The 12650-nt window shown below is 54.0% G+C and carries 13 protein-coding genes and 1 pseudogene; 13 read left to right on the top strand and 1 reads right to left on the bottom strand.

What is annotated here, in order from left to right; genetic code table 11:
- Window positions 1–149 (bottom strand): annotated as a pseudogene (locus H141_RS0118820) (IS4 family transposase); the annotation flags it as partial.
- A gap of 157 nt (window positions 150–306) precedes the next feature.
- Between H141_RS0118820 and H141_RS0118815 the strand changes: the two are divergent.
- The 13 genes from H141_RS0118815 to H141_RS0118755 all read left to right on the top strand — a co-directional run.
- Window positions 307–777 (top strand): hypothetical protein, encoded by a 471-nt coding sequence (locus tag H141_RS0118815; RefSeq protein ID WP_019677826.1) that lies wholly within the window; start codon window positions 307–309, stop codon window positions 775–777.
- Between the two features lie 636 nt (window positions 778–1413).
- A complete protein-coding gene (locus tag H141_RS0118810; protein ID WP_004393990.1) occupies window positions 1414–2022 on the top strand; it encodes a TetR/AcrR family transcriptional regulator in 609 nt (202 codons plus the stop codon).
- Entirely contained in the window at window positions 2019–3170 is a 1152-nt protein-coding gene (locus H141_RS0118805; protein WP_016236501.1) for an efflux RND transporter periplasmic adaptor subunit, read from the top strand. Before H141_RS0118810 ends, H141_RS0118805 begins: the two co-directional genes overlap by 4 nt.
- Complete coding sequence (locus H141_RS0118800) at window positions 3167–4372, top strand: ABC transporter permease (protein WP_019677825.1); 1206 nt, start codon at window positions 3167–3169, stop codon at window positions 4370–4372. Before H141_RS0118805 ends, H141_RS0118800 begins: the two co-directional genes overlap by 4 nt.
- 1 nt (window position 4373) lies before the next feature.
- Window positions 4374–5084, top strand: coding sequence for an ABC transporter ATP-binding protein (locus H141_RS0118795; RefSeq protein ID WP_019677824.1), 711 nt, complete (start codon window positions 4374–4376; stop codon window positions 5082–5084).
- 28 nt (window positions 5085–5112) lie between these two features.
- Window positions 5113–5586 (top strand): cytochrome c, encoded by a 474-nt coding sequence (locus tag H141_RS0118790; protein WP_003056106.1) that lies wholly within the window; start codon window positions 5113–5115, stop codon window positions 5584–5586.
- Window positions 5573–7060, top strand: coding sequence for an efflux transporter outer membrane subunit (locus H141_RS0118785; protein WP_019677823.1), 1488 nt, complete (start codon window positions 5573–5575; stop codon window positions 7058–7060). Before H141_RS0118790 ends, H141_RS0118785 begins: the two co-directional genes overlap by 14 nt.
- A 129-nt stretch (window positions 7061–7189) precedes the next feature.
- Window positions 7190–7750, top strand: coding sequence for a recombinase family protein (locus tag H141_RS0118780; RefSeq protein ID WP_019677822.1), 561 nt, complete (start codon window positions 7190–7192; stop codon window positions 7748–7750).
- Window positions 7751–7752: 2 nt separating this feature from the next.
- Window positions 7753–10722, top strand: a complete 2970-nt coding sequence (locus tag H141_RS0118775) for a Tn3 family transposase (RefSeq protein ID WP_019677821.1) — start codon at window positions 7753–7755, stop codon at window positions 10720–10722.
- A gap of 119 nt (window positions 10723–10841) precedes the next feature.
- The gene (locus H141_RS0118770) at window positions 10842–11219 is read left to right on the top strand and encodes a hypothetical protein (protein ID WP_019677820.1); all 378 of its coding nucleotides are present in this window, start codon (window positions 10842–10844) and stop codon (window positions 11217–11219) included.
- A gap of 126 nt (window positions 11220–11345) precedes the next feature.
- Window positions 11346–11492 carry a hypothetical protein gene (locus H141_RS21685; protein ID WP_019677819.1) on the top strand — a complete coding sequence of 49 codons (147 nt, stop codon included), beginning with the start codon at window positions 11346–11348 and terminating at the stop codon, window positions 11490–11492.
- Window positions 11493–11532: 40 nt separating this feature from the next.
- Window positions 11533–12198, top strand: coding sequence for a hypothetical protein (locus H141_RS0118760; RefSeq protein ID WP_019677818.1), 666 nt, complete (start codon window positions 11533–11535; stop codon window positions 12196–12198).
- A 244-nt stretch (window positions 12199–12442) separates the two neighbouring features.
- A partial coding sequence (locus H141_RS0118755) for a transposase (protein WP_019677816.1) occupies window positions 12443–12650 on the top strand: 208 nt, incomplete at its 3' end.

The following is a 12650-nucleotide window of genomic DNA, read 5'->3' as shown; positions in this document are numbered from 1 at the left end:
TCATATTCACGGCCAATAGCGGTAACCGTGCAGCAGCCTTTTTTCATAAGGCTTTGTGCAGCAGCACTTAGCGCAGAAAGTCTGGCTTTATGCATACTTTTAGGGGTGACAAATGAGAGAAAATCGGCGAGCATTGTTTTTACATTCATGGCAGCATTCATGGTTAGGTGTTTTTGGCGAAAGATCAGATCGGGAACTGCCATGAATGTTCCCTTCGCCTTTAACTATTTGTTTTATCTACGCCATTCGTGGGGATTCGTCAGAAATGTTGGTTAAATCGTAAATTGTTTTATTCGGGAAATGAATATGAAAAAGATACTTTATATCGTAGCGTTTATTGGAGCTTTGAATACTTTACAGTTTTCAATTGTGAAGGCACAAGAGCATGAGCATGACGCTCAAACTCACAAGCTTGAATTAGCGTTGAATCACGGTAAAAGATGGACTATTGATGAGAGTCTGCACATCGGGATGACGAGCCTCAAACGTGAAATAGAAATAAACTTAGAAGCGATTCATAATAATCAGTTTTCTACTACTCAATATCAAGAATTGGCGCGAAGCTTAAATGACCATTTAAATTTTATATTCAAAAACTGCAAACTAGAACCGCAGGCAGACGCTCAGCTCCATATCCTCCTTGCGAAAATAATGCGCGGTGTAGAGCAAATGAAGTCTGCTCATAATCAAAAGCAAGGTGTTGTTCTTATCATTCAGTCATTAGATGAGTATCCCGCTTATTTTGAAGACTCAGACTGGCAACCTTTAACACATTGAACTTTGAAATGTTTGACACTGCTGAAAACTGGATTGATTTCGATTTTGCATTTCTAACATATTTGAAAGCCACATCTGTAACACGTGCAAAACAAGGAAAATAATCGACTGAGAAGGGGGAAGTGCTGTGAGAACATTGCATGGCGCACCCGACAGGAGTCGAACCTGTGGCCTCTGCCTCCGGAGGGCAGTCACGGGTTCGGTGGTAAATCGTTAAACCTAGGCATGGTAAGGGGTTAAGCGGTGTTGTGGCTTTTTATTTTGCGTCGAAATCGACACTTTTGAGACCGTTTAATGACAAAATTGGTCACAGAATACCGACGCCGAAATTTCAATTTTTGACCTTTGCCTCGCGACAAAAAATTCTGAACCTTCGAAAAAACCTGAGTTTTTAGGTGGAAAAAATTCCACCATTTTTGAGCGATTCTGAAAGTTTCTGAGAGGGATTGTAACCTTTACCTGAGGGGGAAAAGTAGTTTTTAATGATTATAGTTGGGGACGTCTCAGAAAACGGAAAATAAAGCACGTTAAGCCCATTGCAGACTCTAGATATTGACGAGTACGTCGGGTTTTCTCTTGTTTGAGTTGCCTCTTGTGGTAAGATAGCAATCAATTACTATCTTACAAGGAGTGCTCGTGGACACCCATCCAAAGCATCTGCCGGCCGATGAACGTCGTGCCGTAACTGTCGAGTCCGTCGTGGCGCTTGCCGGTTCGCAAAACCCAAGCGAGATAACCACTGCGGCTATCGCTAAACACATGAACTTGACCCAGGGTGCGCTGTTTCGGCACTTCCCGAACAAGGAAGCCATTTGGCAGGCGGTCATGGAGTGGGTAGCAGAGCGCCTATTAGCCAGAATCGATCGATCCGCACAAGGAATCGAGTCGCCCTTGGCAGCCATGGAGGCGATGTTCATGAGTCATATCGAATTCGTAGCTGAGCACCCAGGCGTGCCAAGAATGATGTTTGGTGAGCTTCAGCGTGCCGAATCGACACCGGCCAAGCGCATGGTGCAAACCTTGATTCAGCGCTACGGCGAACGTTTGCATCGTCTCATCGAGAAAGGCAAGGCCAGCGGCGAGTTGTCTCCCTCGCTTGACAACGAGGCGGCGGCAACGCTGTTCATTGGCACGATCCAGGGCTTGGTCATGCAATCGCTGTTAGCGGGTGATGTGGGACGTATGCACCGCGATGCGCCGCGCGTCTTTGCAATTTATCGGCGTGGCATAAGGAGTGCGCAATGAAAAAGTTACCCTTGCAAGGCCGCACCCTGGCACTGCTTGCCGTCATCATTCCTTTGCTGGTGCTTTTTATTTATGTCGGTCTGCGATCAGGGCCGCTCGCCCCGGTCGCTGTGACGGTGGCAAGCGTGGAATCACGGGCTATCACACCGGCGCTGTTCGGCATCGGCACGGTGGAGGCGCGCTACACCTACAAGATCGGGCCGACGTTTGCCGGGCGCGTCAAACGCCTGGAGGTGCATGTAGGCGACCAGGTCAAGGCCGGACAGGTGCTCGGCGAGATGGAGCCGGTCGACCTTGATGATCGGGTGCGCTCACAGGAGTCTGTATTCAAGCGGGCGGAAGCGGCTTTGCGCGAGGCAGAAGCCCGGCAAGCCTACGCGCAAACCCAGGCGCGCCGCTATGAGCAATTGTTTGCGGTGCGCTCGACCAGCGAGGAAATCGTCACCACCAAGCGGCAGGAACTGCAGATCGCCGATGCCGCCCTATCCGCCGCTCGGGAAGATATTGCCCGGGCACGCTCCGACCGCGAAGCACTCGTCGCGCAGCGGAGCAATCTGCGCCTGATCGCGCCGGTCGACGGTGTAGTCGCCGTGCGCGATGCCGATCCCGGCACGACCATCGTCGCGGGCCAGGCCGTGGTGGAAGTGATCGACCCCAAGAGTTTGTGGATCAATGTGCGCTTCGACCAGATCAGCGCATCGGGGCTGGCTGGGGGGCTGCCGGCTCATATCGTCCTGCGTTCGCGTGGTGGCCAGACCTTGAAAGGTCGCGTGCTGCGGGTGGAACCCAAGGCCGACGCGGTAACCGAGGAAACGCTTGCCAAGGTGACATTCGATAACAAACCAGAACCTTTGCCACCAGTGGGTGAACTGGCCGAAGTCACGGTTGACTTGCCGGCGCTCCCGGCCGCTCCACTGATCCCCAACGCTGCCGTCCAGCGTGAAGGCGATAAAGTTGGTGTCTGGCAAATCGTGGATGGTGATCTGCATTTCTCCCCGGTCAAGCTCGGCACTTCCGACCTCAATGGTTACGTGCAGGTGCGCGAAGGGCTCAAGAATGGGGACCAGGTTGTGACCTATAGCGAAAAGGCACTGACGGCGCGCAGCCGCATCCATGTGGTCGAGCATATCCCGGGAGTTTCACGATGATCAGCCTGGCCGGCCGCGACATTCTCCATGCCTGGGGGAAATTCGTCTTCACCGGCATCGGTCTGGGTCTGCTGATCGGCGTCACCCTAGTCATGGCTGGGGTGTACCGAGGCATGGTGGACGACGGCAAGGCGTTGCTCGACAACAGTGGCGCTGACCTTTGGGTGGTGCAAAAAGATACTCTGGGTCCTTATGCGGAGTCGTCCAGCCTCAACGATGACGTGTATCGCGCCATTCTCGCCATGCCGGGAGTCTCACAGGCAGCGAACGCGACCTACCTGACCATGCAGGTACGCAAGGGCGAGAGTGATGTACGCACCATGGTGGTCGGCATCGCGCCCGGTGCGTTGGGGGCTACACCCGGATGGCCTCCTTATCTCGTCGCTGGACGCCAGATCACGCGCGGTCACTACGAGGCTGTGGCCGACATCGCCACCGGCTTCAAACTGGGAGATCGTCTTGCCATTCGCCGCAATCATTACACCGTCGTGGGGCTGACACGGCGCATGGTGTCGTCCAGCGGCGACCCGATGGTATTCATTCCGCTCAAAGATGCCCAGGAGGCCCAGTTCCTCAAGGACAACGATGCCATCTGGCAAAGCCGGCGTCGCACCGAAGCCAACCCGGTCTTCAATCGACCCGGTGATCCAGGTTTGCTGGATGCCGTGATTGCTTCACAGAGCAGCAACGCGTTCGTCAATGCCGTGCTGGTCACTCTGAAACCTGGTCATGCGCCGGACGAGGTTGCCGAATCCATCCAGCGCTGGAAGCGTTTGACGGTCTACACCCGGGCACAGATGGAAGACATCCTCGTCGGCAAGCTGATCGCCACCTCGGCCAAGCAGATCGGCATGTTCCTTGTGATTCTGGCCATCGTTAGCGCGGCCATCGTTGCCTTCATCATCTATTCGCTGACGATGGACAAAATCCGTGAGATCGCGGTGTTGAAGCTCATCGGCACACGCAACCGAACCATCGCCGCGATGATCATGCAGCAGGCGCTCGCCCTGGGCGTGATTGGCTTCGTGGTCGGCAAGATCACAGCCACCTTTTCAGCACCGGCTTTTCCAAAATATGTCCTGCTCACGCCAATGGATTCTGTCGCCGGTTTTTTTGCCGTGCTCGTGATCTGCGTTCTAGCTAGCCTCGTCGCCATTCGCATGGCACTCAAGGTCAATCCGGCCGAAGCCATTGGAGGTTGAGATGAGTGGCAAAGGGATACACATCGAAAGTTTAAGCAAGCGGTATGGCGATGGTGACACCGCTGTCTTTGCCTTGAGAGACGTGAATATGCATGTTGCGCCTGGTGAAGTGGTGGGACTGATCGGCCCTTCCGGGTCCGGCAAGAGCACGCTGCTCAAGTGTCTGGGTGCGGTGATCGATCCGACCGCCGGTCGCATGACGCTGGGCGATGAAGTGATCTACGCCGATGGCTGGAAAGTCCGCGACCTGCGCGCCTTACGGCGTGACAAGATCGGTTTCGTTTTCCAGGCGCCGTACCTGATTCCGTTTCTCGATGTCACCGACAACGTGGCGCTGCTGCCGATGCTTGCAGGCGTCGCGAATGGAGAGTCGCGCGCGAAGGCACTGGAATTGCTCACAGCGCTTGATGTGCAACACCGAGCTCGCGCAATGCCCTCGCAACTCTCCGGTGGCGAGCAGCAACGGGTCGCCATCGCGCGCGGACTGGTCAATCGTCCGCCGGTGATCCTGGCCGATGAACCCACTGCGCCGCTGGATTCCGAGCGCGCCATGGCTGTAATCCGCATCCTCAACGACATGGCCCGGAAGTTCGAGACCGCCATCATCGTCGTCACCCATGACGAAAAGATCATCCCCACATTCAAGCGCATCTACCACATCCGCGACGGCGTGACCCATGAGGAAGCTGGCGAAGGGCGGGAGTTCGAATGAGAGAACGATTGAATTACAGGAGAATTTCATGACCCACCGCAAACACAGCCACGCATTTGGAACTATCACCCTGACCGTTACGGCCTGCCTGCTTTTATGGGGTTTTCAGTTGCCAGCTTGGGCTGGTGACGCTACCCAGGTTGAGCCACTGGCGCTACGCAAGATCATGCAGGAACTCGGGCGCAACATGCAGGCTATTACCGGTGCGATTTCGCAGGAGGAATGGGTTCAGGTCGTTCAGCTCGCCCCAAAAGTTGCTGCACACCCCGAGCCACCGCTTACTGAAAAAATGCGCATCCTTGCTTACCTCGGCGCTGATGCGACCAAGTTCAGAAACTTTGACGCGCAGACTCACGAGGCGGCGCTGGCCATGAAGCTGGCTGCTGCGAGCAGCGACGGCAAGGCGGTGATCCAATCATTCGCCCACGTGCAGGAAAGCTGCTTGGGCTGCCACCAAGCTTTCCGTAAACCTTTCGTGGAGCATTTTTATGGAGCACGCTAAAACATGCCAGCGCCCCATCAGCCTCGAAAGACGGCTTGCGGCAACTTACCTGGTAGCTGGTCTGGTCACCGCCGGTCTGGCCGGCTGCGCCGCCGGCCCTGATTTTCAGCGTCCCACCGCACCCGATGTGGCTCGCTACACTGCAACACCGGTAGCTGATAGAACCGTGTCCGCTCCCACGCAGTTCGGCGAAACACAACGTCTAGTCGAAGGGCTTCCGATCGAAACGCAATGGTGGCAAAGCTTGGGTTCATCCGCACTCGACGGACTGATAAACGAAGCTTTCCATGTCAGCCCGACGCTGGCGAGCATCAGCGCCAATTTGCGACAGGCGCAGGAGCTTCTTGCCGCACAGGCGGGCTCGACGCAATATCCACAGGTAGATGTCGCACTGGGATCTCAGCGCCAGCAAATGAGTCCCAGTAGCCAAGGGTTGAGCGGAGACGCACGTCAATTCAGCCTCTACAACGCCAGCGTTGGCGTGCATTACAACCTCGATCTGGCTGGCGGCAACCGGCGCGCACTCGAAGCCTTGGCTGCTCGCGCCGACTACCGTCGCTTCGAACTGAATGCTGCGCGCCTGGCCCTTGCCGGCAACATGGCAACCGCTGCCATTACCCGAGCACGCCTCGCCACGCAACTAGAAGCCACTACTGCCATTTTGCGCGTGCAGGATGAGCAACTGCGCCTAGCCCATGAACGCGTGCGTATCGGTCAGGCCTCACCTGATGAAGCGTTGAGCCTACAAGCTCAGGCGGAGCAAACGCGGGCAGAACTGCCTGCGCTGCGTAAACAACTGCAACAAACCGAACATCTACTGGCGGTGCTAGCCGGTCGTGCCCCAGGCACGGGTGGCATCCCGGCCTTCACTCTGGCCGATTTCACTCTACCCGTCGAGATGCCGCTCGTCGTGCCCTCAGAACTGGTGCGCCGCCGACCGGATATCCAGGCGTCAGAGGCGCTGTTGCATGCGGCCAATGCAGACTATGGTGTGGCTGTCGCCAAGCTCTACCCACAGATCAACCTGAGCGCCAACCTTGGTTCTCAGGCGCTGACCACCGGTGCTCTGTTCGGTGGTGGCTCGGCAGTGTGGGGCCTGGTTGCGCAGCTCACCCAGCCTCTTTTTAATCCAGGGCTACCCGCTGAAAAAAGAGCGGCGCTCGCCGCTTTTGATGCCGCCGTAGCCAATTACCAGAGCGTCGTATTGGAGTCTTTGCGTAACGTCGCCGACACCCTGCGCGCGGTGGAAAGCGATGCACAAACTTTGACTGCTCTCGCTGCCGCTGATATGGCTGCACAGGCCTCCTTGCAGTCGGTCGAGCGGCAATACCGGCTGGGCGCGGCCAGCTACCTGCAACTGCTCATCGCGCAGCAACAGGCACAGTCAATCCGGATCAATATGGTTGCGGTCCAGGCACAACGCCTAGTCGATAGTGTTGCTTTATATCAGGCCCTGGGAGGTGGTGTCAGTTAAGACTACACCCTAACCAGGCGTCAGGCATTGAGTGGTACATGCGTCAGAATAGGGTGGTATATAGAAATAGTTGACGTTTGTTGCGAGGGGTCTTAGAGTTCTCTTGACACTTCGACGGGGGAGCGGGTTTTGAAAGGTCAGCGCATCGGTTATATCCGAGTCAGCAGTCTTGATCAAAATCCGGAACGCCAGCTTGAGCAGGTCGCGGTTGATCGGGTGTTCACGGACAAAGCGTCCGGCAAGGATACCCAACGACCCGAGTTGGATCGACTGATCACCTTTGTCCGCGAAGGCGATACCGTCGTCGTCCATAGCATGGACCGTCTCGCGCGCAACCTTGACGACCTGCGTCGCCTGGTCCACACGTTGACCCAACGGGGTGTCCGCATCGAATTCATCAAAGAAAGCCTGACTTTCACCGGCGAAGCGTCGCCGATGGCCAACCTCATGCTTTCCGTCATGGGCGCATTTGCCGAGTTCGAGCGTGCATTGATACGCGAGCGGCAGCGCGAAGGCATCGCACTGGCTCGAAAGCGTGGAGCGTATCGCGGTCGCAAGAAAGCCCTCTCTCCCGAAAAGATCGTCGAACTCCGGCAGCGCGTTGCAAACAGTGAACAAAAGGCGGCGCTGGCCCGTGAATTCGGCATCAGCCGCGAGACGCTGTACCAATACCTGAAAACGGTTGACTGACTATGCCCCGCCGTCGCCTATTGACCGCCGCTGAGCGGGATAGCTTGCTCTCGTTTCCAGAGACGGACGACACGCTCATCCAACACTACACTTTCTCCGAATCGGACTTGTCGGCGATTCGGCAGCGGCGTGGCCCGCACAACCGATTCGGTTTCGCGGTCCAGTTATGTTATCTGCGCTATCCCGGTATCGCGCTACCCACCAATGCCGAGCCACCAGCCTCCTTATTAACGCTCATCGGCCAGCAGTTGAGCATTGGGCCTGAGATTTGGCCGCGCTACGCCAAGAGGCCTGAAACGCGACGGGAGCATCTGGTCGAATTGCAGGCCTGGTTGAACCTGTCTTCGCTCAGCGGCGATGACTACCGGCGGTTTATTGACTCCATTGTCGACCTGGCCCAACAAACGGATCGCGGCATCGTTCTGGCTGAAGCGCTGGTCAAGTTGCTTAGACAACAACGCATCATTTTGCCGCCGCTGGATGTCATCGAACGCATGTGCAGCGAAGCGCTCACGCGAGGCACCCGACTCGTGTATGAAACGTTAACCGCGCTATTGACCAATCAGCATCGCCGCGCCTTCGAGCAGTTGCTGGCGATTCGCAAGGATATGTCGAGTAGTGCACTCGTCTGGCTGCGCCAGTCTCCCGGACCACCGAGGCCCAAACATATTCTGTTCCACCTCCAACGATTACAGACCGTGCGCGAGCTCAACCTCCCGGTTGGGCTTGAACATACCATCCACCAGAACCGTCTGCTGAAGCTCGCCCGTGAAGGCGGGCAAATGACCGCCCAGCACTTGCGGGACCTTGAATCGAGCCGTCGCTACGCCACACTAGTGGCAATCATACTCGATACACGAGCCACGCTGATTGACGAGATCATTGACCTACATGATCGCTTTATGGGCTCGCTGTTCAGCAAGGCCAAGCGTACACATGCTGAGCGCTTCCAGCGCTCCGGCAAGGAAATTAATAATAAGGTACGTCTGTACTCGCGTGTTGGGCGCGCACTGCTCGATGCCAAACAGACCGGAAGCGATCCGTATGCCGCCATTGAGGCGATCATGCCATGGGAGGTATTCAGTGCAAGCATCACCGAAGCGGAAAAGCTGGCCCAGTCAGAAGACTTCGATTACCTCGCTTTAATTGGTAGTGGCTTCAACTCGCTGCGGCGTTACACGCCGACGCTTCTGGATGCACTGGATATGAAGGCCGCACCGGCGGCGCGCGAGTTACACGCCGGGATCGAGCTGCTAAAGAACATGAATCAGCACCAGTCTCGTAAAGTGCCGGATGACGCCCCGACTGGCTTTATCCGCAAGCGCTGGGAAAGTCTGGTGTACACACCGGACGGAATTGACCGACGCTTCTATGAACTGTGCGTGCTATCCGAGCTCAAAAATGCGCTACGTTCCGGGGACATCTGGGTCCAGGATTCGCGGCAGTTTAAGGATTTCGAGGATTACCTGTTGCCGCCGACACGGTTCGAGGGTCAGCGTGAAGATCGAAAGCTCGGATTGGCGGTTGAAACGAATTGCGATAACTACTTGGAATCGCGATTGGCAACGCTGGACCAGGAGTTGATCACCGTAGAACGCCTGGCCTTCGCCGACCAGTTACCCGATGCAGGTATCTCACCCTCGGGCCGCCTAAGAATCACGCCATTGGACAACGCCGTGCCTGATGCGGCGGAAGCGCTGATGCAACAGGCCTATAGTCGGTTGCCGCACTTGAAGATCACCGAACTGTTGTTGGAAGTCGATAACTGGACGGGCTTCACGCAACACTTCACTCACCTCAAAAGCGGCGCAACCGCTGGGGATCGACAGCTACTACTCACGACGATCCTGGCTGATGCGATCAACCTGGGGCTATCCAAGATGGCTGAGTCCTGCCCTGGCACCACCTACGCTAAGCTGACGTGGCTCCAGGCGTGGCACATACGCGATGAAACGTATTCAGCGGGATTGGGGAGCCTGGTCAACGCTCATTCTCGCCAATCGTTCGCCGCATACTGGGGTGATGGCACCACGTCATCATCGGATGGCCAGAACTTCAAAGCCGGCGGTCGCGGTCAATTTGCTGGCCATGTAAATTTGAAATACGGTCAGGAGCCGGGCGTACAGTTCTACACGCATATCTCGGACCAGTACGCGCCGTTTCATTCCAAGGTCATTAACGCCACTGTTCGCGATGCCACTCATGTTCTGGATGGTTTGCTGTACCACGAGTCCGACCTTCGGATAGAGGAGCACTATACGGACACGGCTGGCTTTACCGATCATGTGTTCGCCTTGATGCACTTGCTTGGGTACCGCTTCGCCCCGCGTATTCGTGATTTAGCCGACCGTCGTCTGTACATAAATGGTGACACAAAACAGTATCCGACACTCGCAGGCCTAATCGGCGGTCGCATCAACGTAAAACACATTCGGACGCATTGGGACGAAATCCTTCGTTTGGCGGCATCGATTAAGCAGGGCACTGTCACCGCATCACTGATGCTGCGCAAGCTCGGGAGCTATCCGCGTCAGAATGGCCTCGCGATCGCATTGCGCGAGCTGGGCCGCATTGAGCGAACATTATTCGCACTCGACTGGATGCAAAACGTCGAACTGCGTCGCCGCGTGCAGGTTGGTTTGAATAAGGGCGAGGCTAAGAACGCGCTGGCTCGTGCCGTCTTCCTGAACCGGCTCGGTGAACTCCGCGATCGCAGTTACGAGAATCAACGCTACCGTGCAAGCGGACTCAATCTCGTCGTCAGCGCTATTATCCTTTGGAATACGGTTTATATGGAGCGGGCGGTTCAAGCACTGCGCGAAGACGGCCGGGATATCGACGAGACGCTTCTGCGGCATCTTTCTCCCTTGGGCTGGGAGCACATCAACCTGACCGGCGACTATATCTGGCAGCAGGACAAACAGGTCGAACAAGGAAAGTACCGATCGTTACGAACACTGCAGAGGTCTTAGCGTACGATTTTTTCCGTTTCGTGAGCTGACCCCTGATAGCGGCCTAGCTCTGTACAGCAATAATATAGTCAGCTAGAGTAATCGTTATATTATTAACGCTTACTCTGGGGTAGGATTACATGGCAAAACCTACGTCGACCAAAATTAGTGTTGCAGATTTGGAGTTTGTTATTGAGTATCTGCTCGTATTGTCGCAATCAAAGCGTGCACTTCAAAACGATATTCCGCTCTATAGCAGCAAAAACCGCATTAAGCTTTATGAAGCAGCCATAAGAATTGAGCGGGCACTACTTGAAGAGCGTGATGAGGACTTTATAACAACTATTGATCATGTTTGTACCGATGTTGAAGGAATAATCACTACAACCATCCCTGTTGAAGACGTTCAGAAACTGAAAACAGCAATCAGACAAAAGCGTTATAAAAATAACGACTATAGGCGTTTGTATATGGAGTACCAGAGTACATTAGATTTCATGGCGAGAAGAAGCCAATAAGATGACGTAGGACTCTGGTGTTTGAAATTATCTTCAAATATCAATTTTTATCATTGAAGTATCAATTGTGAAGTTTTGCCTCGTTGTTAGCATTAGCTCTGACATTCACAACCACGGAGCAACACCATGACTAAGCAAAATAATCACAACTCTGATATGCCAAACGCAAACAAAGGCACATCAGGTACTAACAACACATATGCAAAAAATCAGGGGAACAGAGGTTGGCAAATGAACCCTCAGAACCCTCAAAATAGTGGCAAAAAGAAGTAATCGCGTACTGGGGGCTTTGCCCCCATTCTAAAGGGATGCTATGGACACAGAAATAAAGGGTAAAAACGCTAAGAAAAAGCCATTTAAGTGGACCCGGGAGCTGGTGAAAATGGCGTTGAGCGATGGCTGGACGCAACTCGACATTGCTGAACAATGTCGTACACAGCAATCGATCGTAAGTGCATGGAAAAGAGGTAGTAAACTAGGCTCAGAGGAGCAGTTGCTGCCGCTACTGAGTATTTATGGCCATAAATTAAGGCGTAATGCTTATAAAGTGTACTGGTCTTTAAATACGGAAACTCTAGAAAAAACCTTTTACCGGGTGGAAGGTAAGGTCATATTAGCGCAAGCATTTTGTGATCCAAGACGAGAGAAAAGCGGAAAAATTGTTAAAAGAATTCCTGAATATAAGTTGGTTGTCCATCATCAAGGTGCAGATAAATATCGAGTTGTTCATCAGAATCGAATCAAGTTTACAAGTTCTAAGCAAGAAATTGAGAACCATGTTGATGACGCAATCTGGAGTTCAGTTATTAATGAACAATTGGATTCAAAAGGTCTAATTAGCTTCATTGATAACTATGCTGAAGATAATTTAAAGAATTACCCTAGTGACACCCAAACGCTTCCTTTTCTTATAAGGCAGGCATTACTACATAATGGCGTGCCAGTTGACGGTGTGATTGAGTATCCGGCAGCCTGGTAGTATTATCATCAAACCCAATATAGGTTTGAGCACCTTTAAGCTCAATGTTGGGCATTAAGTCCTTAAATTGCGCACCTAAAATCAGGTAGCCCCGTGCTGAGCCATTTGCTCTCGCGGCGCGAAGCAATTTTGGTATTCATGAATGCGGCTTTGAATTAAAGGTAAGCGTCCGGCCATCACATCTTTTATTTGCTGACTGATCACGCATCATAGCTGTCACTGTTATTAACCGTGAGAGTTATGAATGCCCGTATTAAAACAATCCGATGCGCGCCGGGCCTTTTCGGCCGAGTTTAAATGGCAGCTCGTTCAGGAATCGAAAGAACGTACGCTGTCGGTCTCTGAGTTAGCGCGCAAATACGATGTGAATACCAACCAGGTGTTTCGCTGGGTGCGAGAAGTTAACGTCGGTAAGGCTTTGTGGGTCAGGCGTGCTAAAGGTGAAGTGGATA

The organism is Arsukibacterium perlucidum DSM 18276, from assembly GCF_000382165.1.
In the GTDB taxonomy this organism is placed as follows: domain Bacteria; phylum Pseudomonadota; class Gammaproteobacteria; order Enterobacterales; family Alteromonadaceae; genus Alishewanella; species Alishewanella perlucidum.
This window is presented reverse-complemented; position numbering and strand designations above follow the sequence as displayed.